Here is a 15,559-nt window from a genome sequence, read left to right on the forward strand (position 1 = left end):
ATGTGTAGAACTTCTCTGGACGAAATAAAATAATAAATACCTAAAATATACATCCATAAACATGGCGCTGACCTATAACCGGATAGTAGTAAAGATTGGCTCAAACGTACTGACGCAGGACAACGGTATGCCGGACCTGGCACGGATGCAGCACCTAGTAGAGCAGGTGTCCCAAATTAAAAGCCAGGGCAAGGAAGTCATTGTGGTGTCTTCGGGAGCAGTGGCATCAGGGCGCAGCCTGATAAAAGTATCCGAGAAAGCCGATGCAGTTGCTAGTCGGCAGTTGTTGGCTTCTATTGGGCAGGTAAAACTAATCAACACGTACTCTGAAATGTTTAGTCATTTCAAATTACTGTGCGCCCAGGTACTTGTTACGAAAGAAGATTTCCGCGACCGCCTGCATTACCTGAACATGCAGAGCTGCTTTAAAATCCTGCTGCAGAACAACGTTATTCCTATCGTCAATGAGAACGACGTGATATCAGTTACCGAGCTGATGTTTACAGACAATGATGAGTTGGCCGGGCTTATCGCTTCTATGCTTGATGCTGATGCTTTAATCATCCTTAGTAATGTGAACGGCATCTACAACGGCGATCCGAAAGATGAGAAATCAGAAGTTATCCGGGAGATTGCCTCCGGCACCACTGGCTTTGCATCTTTTGTTTCCACGCAGCGGTCGCAGTTTGGGCGGGGCGGCATGATAACGAAGTGCCATATGGCACAGAAAGTGGCGCAATTGGGCATCGCCGTGCACATAGCCAACGGTAAAACTGAGAACATCCTGCCCAAAGTGCTGAACGAGGAGGTGGTAAACACGCGCTTTATTCCAAAGAAAACAGCATCGGGCAAGAAAAAGTGGATTGCCCATTCAGAACATTCTGCCAAGGGAAAAGTGCTGGTAAACGAAGGTGCCCACGCAGCCCTGACCTCCTCCAAAGCCACCAGTTTGCTGCCCGTGGGCATCATCCAAATCATCGGTGACTTCCAGAAGGGCGATATCATTAAGCTGGTGGATGAACAGGAAAAGCCGATTGGCCTTGGAATTGCGGAGTATGGCTCGGACAAAGCACTGGAGCGTGTAGGGCAGGTAAACCAAAAGCCCCTCGTGCATTACGATTATTTGTTTCTGACTCCTGAAACTTCTTAAGCATCAGGAGTATAGTGCTATGATGAAGGAGCCTGCAACTCCTTGGGTGAATCTGGTAATTTATATAGCAGGTATGGCGTTGTACCTTTATAACAACGCTGGAAATGGTATTACCTGGAATCTGAGGCACCGCTTTGTTGCGCTACAACATTCCGTTCCAAGCTATCCAAGCGCTGTTTAATGTTGTCGGCTGCCATGGCAAAGGGCATGAGAATATCATCTGGTTCACTATTCCTTAGCCGGAATTCGCTTTTGGGATTTGTTGCGGTTACAATTATTTTCCCTTCATACCCTGAAGCCCGAAGTTTCTTTATCATGCTCCGGGAGAGCTCCACGTCCGGTACTGTGTTGATAATATAGTCAGTGTTCTGGTACGGGAGCCTGTCAAATATTTCCGGATCTTCCAAATCTCCGTATTCCACATACTTTCCCTGCTTTCGCAGGTTTTCTACCACCTGTGGGTCAAAATCAACGCCCATTGTCGTGATACTATGCTTGCTCAGGTTGTTGGCTATTGAATTTCCAAATCTTCCGAGACCAATCACAATGGCTTTAATAGGAGGCTGTTGTTCGGTTCCTATTTCACTCTCTCTGTATGGGTTTTTTCGCTCAAACACCTGTAGCAAAGGAGCCATCCAGCTATACAGTATGTGGGAGTATAGAATCATATAAGTGGATAAGCCGATGGTAATAAGACCAACCAGTGTGATTAAGCCAACAATCTCGGCGCTGATGTGGCCTACCTGATATCCCATGCCTGCAAAGATGAGGGAGAACTCACTGATTTGCGCCACCGTAAGCCCTGCCAGAAAGGAAGTTCTCTTCGTATAGCCCATCACGCCCATAATAACAAGTACAATGATGGGGTTTCCGATGAGTACAAAGAAGGAAAAAATCAGTGCGGCCGGTACCTGCCCTCCTAAAGCAGAAAGGTCGAGTGTGGACCCGAGGTTGATAAAGAAAAACAGAAGAAGAAAATCCCGCAGGCTCACCAACCTGCTGCTGATGGCTTCTCTGAATGGTGTTGAAGCAAGGCTTACACCTGCCAGAAACGCACCAACTTCGCTGCTGAAGCCCATGAGTTCACTTACAGAAGCTAAGAGTATGGCCCAGGCAATAGAGAACAACGTGAGCAGTTCCTGCGACCTTGCCAGAAACGCACTTGTCTTCGGGATAACCCACTTCATCAGCAGGAATACAGCAACCCCCAGGATAGCACCGTTCAGGAAGGTAAGCGCAAAGTCCTGCAAAAGAGATTCTTCGCCACCTTTGCCTAAGGCAGAAAGTATAACCATGACTAAAATCACCACCAAGTCCTGTACTATCAGAAAACCGATCGCTATCTGCCCGTGAAGGGAATCGATTTCTTTTTTATCTGTAAGTAGCTTTACGATGATGATAGTACTGGAAAAGGTTAGGGCCACGGCAATATAAAGGCTTTGGAGAGCCGGAAAGCCCAGGGCCAATCCTATCACGTAACCTGCCGCTGAAGTAAATACAACCTGCCCAAGCCCGGTAAGCAAAGCTACTCTACCGGTTGATTTTATAAGTTGAAGATCCAGTTTAAGGCCCACAATAAAGAGAAGTAGCGCAATACCGATTTCGGCGAGGAGGTGGATTTTATCTTCTGAATGTATGATGTTCAGCACAGATGGCCCTATGAAAATTCCCAGGGCAATAAACATCACAATAAGTGGTTGCCGGAGGAGTTGCCCTAAGCTTCCAGCAGCTGCAGCCAAGAACAGAATGACAGCAAACTCAAGAAAAGGGTCACTGGTAATATCTGCTAGCCAGTTCATGACGGAAGAATGATTAAAGGTGAACTTGCATCATGCACGAGCTCATTGATAAAAAACTCCCTGAATAGGTGATCAGATAAAGCCCTGGAACCTCTCTGGGCCACTAGCACCCCATCTTCCTGCTCTATCATATAGGCTTTGACCAGCGCAAAAGGGTCATTGCCCTCAAAGAGGCGGCTTGTGACAGCGGCTTGTTCTGAAAAAGAATCTTCCAGTTTTGCCAGGTGATAGGTCGCCCTTTGCCGATCATCATCTTTTGTTAGTACAGAAATGAAAACCAAGGCTTTTATTTTCTGTCCCATCAGTTGTAGAATTTGCCGCAGGTGAGTGGAGCTGAACGCGTAGTGATAACTGACGGCAACATGTAAGGTCAGGTGCTTAAACTCATGTATCTTTTTAGGTATAGCTACAACAGGAGTAATGGTTTGCTCCAGAAGTTTCAGTATAGTGCTTCCAATAAAAATTCGCTTTAGTACCCCATTGCCTTTCAATCCGGCAAACAGCAGTTGCGTATGATGCTTCCTTACAAGCTTTTGGATGGCGGAGGTAAAGCTTGCTATGGAGATGTGCACCCTTTCAGGACGGATAGGCTTACCTGTAACATCCTCATAATCGCGTTGCAGCTTGTTAAAAGCTTCTGATCTGGAGCCGGCTTCTACCTGTTGCCTTACCTCCTGGTTTGCCATGGCAGGAATATACGCAGCCTCCAAGTTATGAAGCAAATGAACGTCAGCTCCTGTCCATAGGCTCCACTGGTGGGCAACCCGGAGTGCCTGCCGGGCATAAGAAGAGAAGTCATAAAGAACTAAATAGCTATGTGTCATTGTGAAATATTTTTAGCAGGTCTTCATAAACCGATCTACAGATTATCTTTCATGCTGTGTGGCTGACAACCCCAGACTGACTGTCTTGCGTCCGCCCTTTGCAATGGCGTGCAATGGATATAGCGTGTGAGTAGACAGCGGGTGTTTGCTGATTTATATTATACGACGTGTTGCTAAATTTATATAATGATTAAATCTATTTATTCCTTACTTGGTGCTTCTGAATTTATAGCTTGTTCAAACTTTGTTTTTGACAGCGGAAATGCATGATCTTAGGTTCTTACAAAGCTATTTTTTGAGTGTAATAGCATTGCTATTACACTCAAAAAATAGCTAAAGTCAAGTGCTGAAAGCGCGCATTTGCAGCTCACAATATATAATTTAAGCAGCAGCGCTCTTTTAATGCTATCAATGTATCAGACTTGAAGAGCTTTATCTAAAGAAAGAGCCTCCCAAAGAAGCTAGGTGGCTGAGCTATCAGGGGTGTGCAGCCACCCAAACTTCACCATCTTCAAACACTTCTCTTTTCCAGATGGGAACGGTTTCTTTAAGGGTGTCGATGGTGTAGCGACAGGCATCAAAAGCAGCAGCACGGTGGGCGGCCGCTACAGCAATTATTACCGGTACTTCGCCTACCTGTAGCACGCCGGTGCGGTGATGGATGAGGAGTTTCTGAACAGGCCACTTCTCTAAAGCCTGCTCAGCAATCTTCTGCATTTCGTTCAGGGCCATTTGCCTATATGCCTCAAACTCGAGGCGTGTCACTTCCTTGCCTTTCGTAGCGTTTCGTACAGTGCCAATAAATACATCAATGCCGCCGCAATCCGGCGACATTACCCAATCGATACAGGAGGAAATGTCTAAGGGTTTATCTGAAATCTGGATATCAATCATGTGCTGCTTTGTTAACCGCCGCTAACAGGTGGAATAATGGCAATTTCATCGCGTTGCTGCAGGGCGTTGTCGGCTACGGCATACTCGTTGTTTACGGCAATCATAAAAGAAGCCAGCTTTGCCAGGCGTGGATATTGCTCCTCCAGTTCTGCACGCAGTTCACCCACTGTGGCGTCGCTTGTTAGTTCTACCTCAACCGTTGAGCCTCCTACAATCTCTTTTGCTATTCCGAATGCTAAAACATTTACCTTCATCTTCGATGCTTAAATTCAACTCAAATGTTTATATAATACTTCGATACCCGCTACAAAAATAAGAATAGCTGTCATACGTCTTATTACGAGCGGGTTAAACTTCTTTATAGCCATACGAGAACCAAGCTGTCCCCCGGCAAATACTGCCACACATAAAAACAAGATGAGGCTGTAATTTAAGGTGGAAGGCAATTGCGTCAGCTGGCCTGCTATACCTGAAATAGAGTTCACCAGTATAAAAACGCTGGCTGTCGCTGCAATGCGCTTAGGGGTGTCCCAGCCACTCAGGTTCAGGAGAGGAGACAGGAAAATGCCCCCGCCAATGCCAATCATCCCAGACAAAAAGCCGATGCTGCCGCCCAAAGCGCCGTCCCGTGCATAGCTTGTATTTCTTTGTTTCTTGCTTTCATGCGTCTCCTGAGGTCGTTTCCTGAACCACAGCAAAGCTGCCGCGGTAAGCAAGCTACAGCCGAGCAGCACATAAAAAGTATGCTGTTCGATGCGTAGCATCGCACCTGCAAACGCCATCGGAATACTGGCAATGGCTAGCGGAACAATCTTTCGCCAGTTCACCTGCTTGTTCTTGATAAAGAGAATGGTGCCACCTGTTACAACTACTACGTTGCATAGCAGAGCAATCAGCCGGAGTTCTTTAAAAGGCAAGCCATAGAGAGCTAGTATGGCCAGATAACTGGAACCGCCGCCAAAGCCAACAGAAGCATATACAAAGGCAATGACAAAGAAAAAGAGCATGAGCTCCCAATGCAGCATTACTGTTTCTTTAATGTAAAAGGCGGTTTACGGCCCGTGTCTCAGGTTGAAGACTTTAAATTAATCAACAGGCGTCTCATTCGCCAAAGACTGGCGAAATGTTTTGCTGAATACTTCATTTATTATTTGGTGCTGCGCATATATGGTGAGTGGATTTTTTTGCTTAGTCACTCATACATGTTATGTAAAACCTTATTTAATTGACTTTAGTCCCAGCGGGACGACCTGTTGATAGCCTTCTAATCTATAAGCACCTCTAGCTCCAGCGGAGCGGTTTGTTTGGGTCATATTTACAGGTCGCTCCGCTGGGACTAAAAAAGAATCTAATTTTTTTTTATCAACAGGTCGTCCCGCTGGGACTAAAGACGCAGTATATGGGATGAGGGAATAAATCATTTATTTATTCAGTTATTTAAAACTGATTTTATCTTGGGAAACACTAATTCGAGCTAAACTTTAAGATGGTGGCGATGCCTATTCTGAAGCCAAGTTCCTGAAAGTTGCGGTCGTGGAAAGAGGCAGCTGCCTCTATTCGTAAAACTCTGAATACATTGTCTAGGGAATAGCCCAGTTCGTAGTAATGTGGGGAGCTGCTTGTTTTGAGGTAATTGAAGAATATGTTTTCTTTTATGCCTGTAAAACGCACCTCCGGTATCTGCGTGAGCAGAAACTTGCGGAATTGAAAATGTGTGTGGCCTGAAAAATAACTGTCCTTGGTGCTGAAGTTGTAGTAGTCCAGCAACCTGAAGGCGCCTGCCGGTCTTAGGCTGCTCAATATGGTGCGGTTGCCGTCGAAGTGCTCGTAGTCCATAAAGTACATGCGCTTGTTATTCAGAAAGGCACCGCCGCGCAATTCAAACTCCAGCCTGCCCCGCACACCAACAGAGATACCATGGTTTACTCCCACTTCCAACTGGTCGAAATTCACGTCGCTGCCCAATACGCCCGATATACCTTTACGGTACATGAGCAAGAATTCCGGCGACTGCTCCAGGAGCGGTACCTTTTTGCCGTTGTACAGGCGGTAAGCCGTGCCGGGCCGGTAGCTGACATTAACTTTTAAAATAAGCGCTTCGTTTGTTGGAAAACCAGTGTCATTTAACTCAATGCTTTCCGGTAAGCTTGGCGTCATAGGCCTTTCTTCTTCAGAATAAAATAAGCTATAGTCGATGTTGTTGTACAGTTGCGATCTCCTGGCCCACTCCAGACTTCCGCTGAACTTCAGGAAAGGGGATGCTTTGTAATCGTACCCTGCCCCAACGTACAGTTTCTCATAAAGCTTCATATAATTTCTGCGAAACAGGAGCGTGCTCAGCGTATTAATATGCGGATGAATAGGATTCTCCTCATTAAACTGCTCCACAAATTTACCTCCCTGCACATAGAGCATACTGACTTTCTCGCCCTGCTTTACCTGGTGCGAAATGCGTGTTTTGGCATAAAAGTTTTCACTCGCAAAGCCATAACGCACAACAGGTGCTATTTCAAAAACACGGCGCAGGCTGTCGTAGGAATGGCGGAGCTTGCCGCCCATATTCACGTTTACGCCTTCCACGGTGTTATAAAATACGTTGATGAGGGTAGGGTCCAGCGACAGGCGCGTTCTGGGGGAAAGGTTGTAGCTGCCGCCCATGATTAAATCAGCGGGGTTAAAGCTTTTTTTCTTAATAACGCCAGTTGAGTCTTTGCCCGTTAACCTGGCCGACTGCACCTGCGCCAGGGAGTCGTCGCGCTGGTAGCCTTTGACTTCTTTTACGCTTAGCGGCACCGGACGCTCCTGCGCCCAGTAACTGGAGTCGCGTTTAAATGCCATCGAGTCTACTTTAACGCTTCTTTCGCTCACTACCTCAGGGTTCTCCCGCTCTTTAAGTGATTCTTTCTCGTACTCTACTATCATTTTCCGGAACTGCTTGCGCGTCAGTTGGTCCTGGTTCGCCAGCAGTTCAATGGGTTTGTCTTCTTTGGCGGGTTTGATAGCCGCAACAGATTCGGGCACTTCCTCTACCTTCTCATCAATGATTTCGGTTTTTGCTAGTAGTTTCTGGTTGAGTTCTACCTTATAGTTAGAAATGGAGGCGAGATACTTAAACTCTCCGGCAAAGCCCATCACCTTTCCGGAAAAAAGGTACTGGTGCGTAGTAGGCAGCCAAACAGCAGGGGCCACCTCTGCATAATTTTGTTTTATAGAAATAGGAAAGCCCATCAGGCTGGTCTTCAAATCGAGGCTGTGTATGGCCCAGTAATCTTCTATGATATAAATGAAGCCCTCGAAAACATTGTCGCCCCGGGAGCGCGGCGTAACCTTTATTTTGTTTACTGTGATATTGCCCTCATCAAAATTGCCGACATACTCAAACTTATAGTAGCCAAAAGCAGCCCGCGACAAAGGGGACACTGCTTCTCCGAACTCGTCGTTGTAAAAGCTAAACATTATATAGTTTACAGGGGAGGGGGAGCCTTTGTCATCGCCGGAGGTACGCACAGAGAGAACCCTTTCTTCTACTTTGTTAGGCTGACTAAACTTAACCTGCCGAACCGACTCATGGGTATAAGCCTCGTTCAGCTTTACGCCCTCATCTTTTAACTTCTTTTTCAGGAAGAATGGGGCGTTGGTGAGCTGGCCGGTCCCTTTTATGTACGCCTTCATCTGATAGCTGTCGTACTGCAGCAGGTGAAACTTCTTTTTGGCTATGGCTTTGCGCATGATAGTATAAGCCGGGTCTTCGCCCTTGCCTTTCACCTGCACTTCCTTCAGCGCAAACGTCTGGGCCTTCAGTTTGAAGTTCAGTGTCTGCCACTCGTTTTTTACTTCTACCTGCACCTGCTGTGCTTCATAGCCTATGTATTTTACCTGTACTGTGTGGGTGCCAGCCGGTAAGTTAAGTTTATACTGGCCGTTAGCGTTGCAGGATGAGCCATTCTTGAGGTTTACAATAAAGATGGTAGCAAACGGAAGTGGTTCTCCTTCCTGGTTCATCACGGTACCTTCTATCCCCTGCGCAAAAAGCGGTACCTGTAAAAGTATAAAGGCAGTGATGAGAAGGAGATATCTGGTTAGCTCTGTTTTCATGTGCTGGTATATGTGGGCTTTGTGATGAAGCAAAAGATATCTGGTCCCAAAGTGAAACAACATCTATGTTAAGGTAGATGCAATAAAAAGCCACATGGTTGCATGGAGGAAGGGAGTTGGCAAACAGAAATGCCTTCTAGAGCATCAACACTTATTACTGACAGATTGATGCTTTATGGTTAATTATCTTTACTTAAAACCAACAGCAGGACTTTTAGCTCTCTAATTGTCCTGCTGTTGGTTTTCTTTTATAGTATGATTCGGGAGGCTGTCTCGCAAAAAACTACTTCTTCTTTCTTACCTCTGCTACCTGCGCAGGTGTAACAGCAACTTTAGCTTTATTGCCAAAGTTGTTCTGCACGTAGTTCAGTACATCGGCTATCTGCTCATCGGTTAAATGGCTCTGTGCAGGCATGACCATGTTATAAGTTTGGCCGTTTACAGTTACTTCACCGCTTAGCCCGTGAACTACCACACCTACAGCGCGTTTCTGGTCTTTCATCAGGAAATCAGACTTCGCTAATGGAGGGAAAGCACCTGGTATGCCTTCTCCTGTGGCCATATGGCAGCTTTGGCAGGTCGTGCTGTACACTTCCTTTCCTCGTTTCACACTTGCCGTCAGGTCATCCTGCGTCGTAAATAAGTAGCCACTCGTAACGAAGGCAATCAGTAGTAAACTCTTCAACATATCTTTAAGATTAAGCAGCTAAAATAGGCATTTCTATATTTTTTCCCATAACCTTACAAAAGAAAAAGCCGCCGGAAATTTACGCTCCGGCGGCTTTCTTATACATAGACTTGAGAGAGCTGATACTATACCTGCTCTTCTAAAACTCTTTGCTATTGCTTATAGAACCTGGCGACATAGCCACCACCCGGTGCCATTGCTATTTTCAGCTTTCGGTCTTGTGGTACATCGATGATTTCGCGTTTGTAGTCAGAAGCGTTTCTGTCGGCATTTACACCATCTTTGAAAACCTCTGCTTTGTAATTTCCATCACCCAGAAAAGAAAGGTCGAGCACCATCTCGCGTGGTGTCCAGTTTGTGAGAGCACCCACATACCACTCGTTTCCCTTTCTGCGCGCAATAGCAACATGTTCTCCTATTTTGCCATCAAGGGCAATCGTATTGTCCCATACTTCCGGAACAGCGGCCATGAAAGTGGTGCTTTCCTGCTCTTTCTTATAGTTGGTAGGACTATCGGCCAGCATGTTTATCGGGGATTCGAATATGACATATTCGGCTAACTGGCGGGTACGGGTACCCTGGCTCATCGGCTCCGAGTTGATGGGGCGGTAGGTGCTGCGGGTAGCATTTCTCATCGCACCCTGCGTATAATCTATCGGGCCAGCCAGCATGCGGATAAACGGCATGGTGACATCGTATGTTACTTGATCCACTTCAGGACTTGACCACTTCATCTGCTCCAGGCCATGTACACCCTCAAAGTTAATGACATTCGGATAAGTTCTTTGAAGCCCGGTTGGTTTGTAGGCACCATGAAAGTCCATCAGCAGCTTGTGTCTGGCTCCCGTTTCGGCAGCACGGTATAAAAACTCTACCATTTCCTGATCGTCGCGGTTCATAAAATCTACCTTGAAGCCTTTCACGCCCATGTCAGAATAGTGCTTGGCTATGTTCTCCATGTCGCGGTCAAATGCATAGTAACCTGCCCAAAGGATAATATCTACATCTTTCTGCTTAGCATAAGCAATAAGCTCTTTCAGATCAATTTCCGGTACCACCTGCATCAGGTCTGCCTGCAGGTTTACGGCCCAGCCTTCATCCAGAATCACATACTCGATGTTGTTTTCAGCGGCAAAATCGATGTAGTGCTTATAGGTTTCGTTGTTGATGCCCGCCTTGAAATCTACTCCTGTAATGTTCCAGTCGTTCCACCAATCCCAGGCTACTTTGCCCGGCTTTACCCACGAAGCATCTTTGATACGAGATGGCTCTGCCAGCTTGTATACCAAATCGCTATCAGCCAGTTCTTTGTCTTCTTCTGCAATCACTATAGCGCGCCACGGGAACTCACGCGTGCCTTTAACTTTAGCAATGAAGTTCTCTCTTTCCTTCACCAGCATTTGAAGCTCGTTATGGCCACCCTGCTCCACTTTTTTTGGGTAAGCAGGAAACACGCCTGACAAAGAAGTCTGTCCGTTTTTATTCAGCAGATACATGCCTGGGTAGCTTTCGAGGTCTACCTCCGTGATAACTACTGTCTTACCATTTGCCGCCTCTACTGCAAGCGGCAGGAAGGCTATGCGATTTTGGTCAAGCTTAGACAGGGAGCTGTGGGTATAGGTGTTTTCAAAGGAGTTGTCAAACTGTTGCTCAATGGTTGGGTTTTCTATCTGCTCCTGCTTTACATAAGGTACAATGGCCGTATAGTCTTTATCAAAATTGAACGTGGCTTCTTCGCTCTGTACATTAAAGTCCTTGCGTTTAGAAGTGGCGAAACGATAGGCAACTCCATCATTATACGCACGGAAAATCACGCTGTAATCGCCTCTCAAGTTCAGCACCAGCTCATTGTAGTTATCCTTGATTTCTGCTCTTTTATAAACAGGCGTCTGGATCGTCTTATCAACAGTGTTTCGCTTGGCGTTTCGCAGGCGTGGATTTGCTCCTAATGTTTCACCGTTTGTGAGTTTCATCGAAATTGGAGACGGCGCAATCATCTGGTCGCCTTCGTGCGTGACCGAGTAAGTGATTTTATCATTTAGATCTACTGTTGCTTTAATCTTACCGTCGGGTGACTGAACAGTGTGACTTTGCTGTGCTAATGCGGCAAACTGGCCTATCGTCATCAGCAAAACAAAGAGAAAGAATCTGTGTTTCATGGTTCCTGATTTATCCTTATAATTTTTTCGTACTTAAAGATAAGGTTTGAAAACGGAAGAAACCATTAACAGGAAGTATTCTCTCAATGGCTGTAGGGTATGGAGGAAATTTTTTCAGTCACTCTGGAAGAAAAGTGGACAAAATGATATGAGGTAAGTTATATATGTTGGAAATATACTTTAACCAGATAAGCCGCTCTAACACATGTTAAAGCGGCTTATCCGTTTATTTAAATCTATACTTAAAGCTTAAGCTTTTTTCCAGTGCCTTTCTATATATCCCGCTCTTCCGGAACCAACATTGTAGCGCTGGTAATGGGATGGATTCTTTTTGTAATAGTCCTGGTGATAATCTTCTGCCGGGTAAAAAAGCTTAGCCGGTAATATAGGCGTAACAATCGATTTATCGAAAGGGCCGTTTTCGTTCACTTCTTTTTTAGATGCCTCTGCCTGTGCTTTCTGCTCTTCGTTGTGGTAAAAGATAGCAGTCTGGTAGGAGGACCCGCGGTCGCCAAACTGTCCGCCAGCATCGGTAGGATCTATCTGTTGCCAGAAAATTTCCAGTATTTCTTTGTAAGAGATTTTGCTCGGGTCGAAGGTAATCTGCACGGCCTCATAGTGGCCGGTGGTATCAGAGCATACCTGCTCGTAGGTTGGGTTTTCTATTTCGCCTCCTGTGTAGCCTGACACCACTTTTTCTATACCTTCCCATTGGTCAAACGGCTTTACCATGCACCAGAAACATCCGCCTGCAAAGGTTGCCAGTTCATATTTATTTTCTTCCTGATTCATATGTCTTTTCAATTTAAGTCTCTCTTCTTTTAACTGAAATTGACCTGTAAAGTTTATTCCGGGAGGTGTAACAACATTTGAAAGTATTGCAGCTCTTGATCAGCCCTTCTTTATCTATTCTCTCTCTTTCTCTTGTAAAAAGTTTCCAGCGGATACAAAAGTACACCTTGATAAGTATCACATCGGGAAGTGACATTCATCATTCTTTGCCCCGGTGTGGCTATCTATTTTTGTATACTAACAAAATAGAATTGAGATGGAAGCCGCACTCCAAACCAATATTCAAACATGCTACCATTGCGGGGACTCCTGCGTGGAAGAGGTAGTTGAAGCACATGACAAGACTTTCTGCTGCACGGGCTGCAAAAATGTATACGAACTACTGGAAGAGAATAACCTTTGCGCCTATTATAACCTGGAGGAAAATCCAGGCATCACAGGCAAGAAGCCTATAGCTGAGTTCCGCTTTGCTTACCTGGATGATGCCGGGGTGGAGGCGCAGCTAATAAGTTTTAAGAACGATGCTATCTGTAAACTCACGTTTTATATTCCGCAGATGCATTGCAGTTCCTGTATCTGGCTGTTGGAAAACCTATTTAAGCTAAACCAGGGTATTTCTGAGTCTACCGTTAATTTTCTCAGGAAAGAAGTATCTCTGACTTACTTTCACCAGAAGACTTCGCTTCGCGAGGTGGTACAGCTGCTGGCGCGTATCGGGTATGAACCCGAAATAACGCTGGCTGATACGGATGGTAAAAAAACAAGCAAGCCGGACCGTAGCATCATCTATAAACTCGGTATTGCAGGATTTTGCTTCGGCAATGTGATGCTGCTTGCTTTCCCTGATTACCTGGCCCTGACGGAAGGGCTGCAGCGAAGCTTCGGCTCCTTTTTTGGCTACTTAAGCTTTATGCTCTCTTTGCCGGTTTTCTTTTACAGCGCGCGCGGGTTCTTTACCTCCGCACTGGAAGGCATAAAGCAGCGCATGGTCAATATTGATATTCCTATTGCTACAGGTTTGCTGGCGCTGTTCTTTGTAAGCACCTACCAGGTATTTACCGGAACCGGGCCCGGCTACTTCGATTCTTTTACCGGGCTGGTCTTTTTCATGCTGATTGGAAAGTACTTTCAGCAGCGAACGTACGACACACTTTCCTTCGACAGAGACTACACCTCTTATTTCCCGGTATCCATTACGGTGCTGAAAGAAGATGGCGAAGAAGCATCTGTCGCTGTGCGTAACCTGAAAGTGGACGACCGTATCCGCATCCGTAACCAGGAGCTTATACCTGCCGACGCTATCCTGTTGAGAGGCACTGCTCTGATTGACTATAGCTTTGTTTCCGGAGAGTCGGAGCCGGTAGAGAAAGTAGTGGGGGAGGTGATTTACGCTGGTGGCCGGCAGGTCGGGGAGAGTGTGGAACTGGAGGTGGTGAAAGAAGTATCGCAGGGCTACCTGACGCAGCTCTGGAACAATTCCGTTTTCTCAAAAGACGAAACCCAAAGCGTGGGCACCTATGCCAATATAGCGGGTAAATGGTTTATCATTGTCACGCTTATTGTGGCTGCCGGTTCACTTGTGTACTGGGTGCCGCGCGACACAGACATGGCCATGAAAGCATTTACCTCCGTGCTCATTATTGCCTGCCCTTGTGCATTGTCGCTCGCTACGCCCTTTGTGCATGGCCACACAATGCGGGTGTTCGGGAAGAACAAATTTTTCCTTAAAAACACGACTGTCGTAGAAACACTGGCCAAAATAGACACGGTGGTGTTCGACAAAACAGGCACGCTGACAGAGCCAAGTGCTGCTGAATTAACCTATACAGGAAAGGCACTAACCACAAAGCAGGAGCAAAGTATAAAATCTGTTTTACAGCACTCCACGCACCCGCTCAGCCAGCGTATTTTCCAGCATTTGAAAGGAGAAACAATACCTGTTCATAATTTCCAGGAGGTTGCCGGTAAGGGGCTGGTGGGAGAGGTAAACGGACAGCTGATTCGCATTGGGTCTGCTTCTTATATAGGTGTGCCTGCTGATAAAAGCGATGCGCTGAAAACAACGGTCTATGTATCAATAGATGGGCTTGTGTTCGGCTTCTATGCCTTTCATAATGTTTACCGGCAGGGGCTGAAGTCCATTCTTCAGCAGCTGCACGATAAGAAGCTGGCAGTGCTTTCAGGAGACAATAATCACGAGGAAGCAAGGCTAAAGACAATGTTAGGCGAAGACGCGGCGCTGAACTTCAATCAGTCGCCGGTGCAGAAGTTGGAGTATATCAGACAGCTGAAGCAGGAGCAACACCGGGTGCTGATGGTGGGTGACGGCCTGAACGATGCAGGAGCGCTGAAACAGAGCGATGCCGGTATAGCCCTCACCAATAGCATCACGAACTTCTCACCGTCCTGCGACGCCATCCTAGACGCCACCGCTTTTGATAAGCTGAGTACCTTTCTGAGTTTTTCAAAGAAGACCATGAACATCATCCTAGCTACTTTTGCGGTGTCGCTTATCTACAACGTCATTGGTTTAACACTGGCAGTGCAGGGGCTCTTTTCACCTATTGTATCCGCCATTCTGATGCCAATCAGCTCGCTTAGCGTCATCCTGTTTGCAACCATGTCGGTGAAAATCTCAGCCAGAAGGGCGGGGCTATAGCATAAGACCTTGCAGCGTACGCAGCTCCTGCGAGCGTCTGTGGTGGCTACAGTGCAACAGCCTTTGGCACAGACGCTCACAGGTCTGAAAGACGCTGTGAGGTCTTTAGAACCAGAGTAAATTACAACTCTCTAACTTTCTAACTCTAACTCCATCAGCCATGTATATTATCTTTTTAATGATAGCAGTCAGCATAACAGTAGCGGGCCTATTCCTGGGAGCTTTCCTCTGGGCTGTCCGCTCCGGGCAGTACGACGACGATTACACGCCAGCTGTCAGAATGCTTTTCGAGAATGAAGTAACAGACAACAAAAAACCCGAGCCGAAATCAAAAGCCTAAATCCGCAATGACCTCACAGCGTCTTCCAGACCTGTGAGTGTCTTATTAGCTATGAACCACAGCACCCACACCAGGTATAGCTTACACACTGGCACCTGCAACGCAGCCTCCTACTGACCACAATCACCCCTGAAAATGACATTCATCATCCTTTCTCTG

Annotated in this window: 12 protein-coding genes; 3 read left to right on the plus strand and 9 right to left on the minus strand. The window is 46.4% G+C overall.

What is annotated here, in order from left to right:
- The first annotated feature begins 61 nt into the window (after positions 1-61).
- Positions 62-1,150: a glutamate 5-kinase gene (gene proB, locus E1919_RS06350; RefSeq protein ID WP_162052520.1), complete on the plus strand. Its 1,089-nt coding sequence runs from the start codon at positions 62-64 to the stop codon at positions 1,148-1,150.
- A gap of 110 nt (positions 1,151-1,260) precedes the next feature.
- On the opposite strand, the gene E1919_RS06355 is transcribed toward proB, so the two are convergent.
- From E1919_RS06355 to msrA, 9 genes are all read right to left on the minus strand, one after another.
- Positions 1,261-2,949, minus strand: coding sequence for a cation:proton antiporter (locus E1919_RS06355; RefSeq protein ID WP_162052521.1), 1,689 nt, complete (start codon positions 2,947-2,949; stop codon positions 1,261-1,263).
- A complete protein-coding gene (locus E1919_RS06360; protein ID WP_162052522.1) occupies positions 2,946-3,773 on the minus strand; it encodes a universal stress protein in 828 nt (275 codons plus the stop codon). Before E1919_RS06360 ends, E1919_RS06355 begins: the two co-directional genes overlap by 4 nt.
- Before the next feature lie 477 nt (positions 3,774-4,250).
- Positions 4,251-4,667, minus strand: a complete 417-nt coding sequence (locus E1919_RS06365; RefSeq protein WP_162052523.1) for a molybdenum cofactor biosynthesis protein MoaE — start codon at positions 4,665-4,667, stop codon at positions 4,251-4,253.
- Between the two features lie 11 nt (positions 4,668-4,678).
- On the minus strand, positions 4,679-4,921 hold the full coding sequence (gene moaD / locus E1919_RS06370; RefSeq protein ID WP_162052524.1) for a molybdopterin converting factor subunit 1: 243 nt from the start codon (positions 4,919-4,921) through the stop codon (positions 4,679-4,681).
- A 15-nt stretch (positions 4,922-4,936) separates the two neighbouring features.
- Positions 4,937-5,692, minus strand: coding sequence for a sulfite exporter TauE/SafE family protein (locus tag E1919_RS06375; RefSeq protein ID WP_162052525.1), 756 nt, complete (start codon positions 5,690-5,692; stop codon positions 4,937-4,939).
- A 439-nt stretch (positions 5,693-6,131) separates the two neighbouring features.
- The gene (locus tag E1919_RS06380) at positions 6,132-8,762 is read right to left on the minus strand and encodes a DUF5686 and carboxypeptidase regulatory-like domain-containing protein (RefSeq protein WP_162052526.1); all 2,631 of its coding nucleotides are present in this window, start codon (positions 8,760-8,762) and stop codon (positions 6,132-6,134) included.
- 283 nt (positions 8,763-9,045) lie between these two features.
- Entirely contained in the window at positions 9,046-9,450 is a 405-nt protein-coding gene (locus tag E1919_RS06385) for a c-type cytochrome (protein ID WP_162052527.1), read from the minus strand.
- A 152-nt stretch (positions 9,451-9,602) separates the two neighbouring features.
- Complete coding sequence (locus E1919_RS06390) at positions 9,603-11,609, minus strand: glycoside hydrolase family 97 protein (RefSeq protein WP_162052528.1); 2,007 nt, start codon at positions 11,607-11,609, stop codon at positions 9,603-9,605.
- 249 nt (positions 11,610-11,858) lie between these two features.
- Positions 11,859-12,401, minus strand: a complete 543-nt coding sequence (gene msrA, locus E1919_RS06395) for a peptide-methionine (S)-S-oxide reductase MsrA (RefSeq protein WP_162052529.1) — start codon at positions 12,399-12,401, stop codon at positions 11,859-11,861.
- 256 nt (positions 12,402-12,657) lie between these two features.
- Here msrA and E1919_RS06400 point away from each other — a divergent pair, with 256 nt between their 5' ends.
- On the plus strand, positions 12,658-15,060 hold the full coding sequence (locus tag E1919_RS06400) for a heavy metal translocating P-type ATPase (protein WP_162052530.1): 2,403 nt from the start codon (positions 12,658-12,660) through the stop codon (positions 15,058-15,060).
- 160 nt (positions 15,061-15,220) lie between these two features.
- Positions 15,221-15,400: a cbb3-type cytochrome oxidase assembly protein CcoS gene (gene ccoS / locus E1919_RS06405; RefSeq protein ID WP_162052531.1), complete on the plus strand. Its 180-nt coding sequence runs from the start codon at positions 15,221-15,223 to the stop codon at positions 15,398-15,400.
- The last annotated feature ends 159 nt before the right edge of the window (positions 15,401-15,559 follow it).

Origin of the sequence: Pontibacter pamirensis, assembly GCF_010015475.1 — a bacterium.
Classification (GTDB): Bacteria; Bacteroidota; Bacteroidia; order Cytophagales; family Hymenobacteraceae; genus Pontibacter; species Pontibacter pamirensis.

Coding starts and splice junctions, on each gene's coding strand:
- proB (WP_162052520.1), top strand. CDS start 62: ATGGCGCTGACCTATAACCGGATAGTAGTAAAGATTGGCTCAAACGTA.
- E1919_RS06355 (WP_162052521.1), bottom strand. CDS start 2,949: ATGAACTGGCTAGCAGATATTACCAGTGACCCTTTTCTTGAGTTTGCT.
- E1919_RS06360 (WP_162052522.1), bottom strand. CDS start 3,773: ATGACACATAGCTATTTAGTTCTTTATGACTTCTCTTCTTATGCCCGG.
- E1919_RS06365 (WP_162052523.1), bottom strand. CDS start 4,667: ATGATTGATATCCAGATTTCAGATAAACCCTTAGACATTTCCTCCTGT.
- moaD (WP_162052524.1), bottom strand. CDS start 4,921: ATGAAGGTAAATGTTTTAGCATTCGGAATAGCAAAAGAGATTGTAGGA.
- E1919_RS06375 (WP_162052525.1), bottom strand. CDS start 5,692: ATGCTGCATTGGGAGCTCATGCTCTTTTTCTTTGTCATTGCCTTTGTA.
- E1919_RS06380 (WP_162052526.1), bottom strand. CDS start 8,762: ATGAAAACAGAGCTAACCAGATATCTCCTTCTCATCACTGCCTTTATA.
- E1919_RS06385 (WP_162052527.1), bottom strand. CDS start 9,450: ATGTTGAAGAGTTTACTACTGATTGCCTTCGTTACGAGTGGCTACTTA.
- E1919_RS06390 (WP_162052528.1), bottom strand. CDS start 11,609: ATGAAACACAGATTCTTTCTCTTTGTTTTGCTGATGACGATAGGCCAG.
- msrA (WP_162052529.1), bottom strand. CDS start 12,401: ATGAATCAGGAAGAAAATAAATATGAACTGGCAACCTTTGCAGGCGGA.
- E1919_RS06400 (WP_162052530.1), top strand. CDS start 12,658: ATGGAAGCCGCACTCCAAACCAATATTCAAACATGCTACCATTGCGGG.
- ccoS (WP_162052531.1), top strand. CDS start 15,221: ATGTATATTATCTTTTTAATGATAGCAGTCAGCATAACAGTAGCGGGC.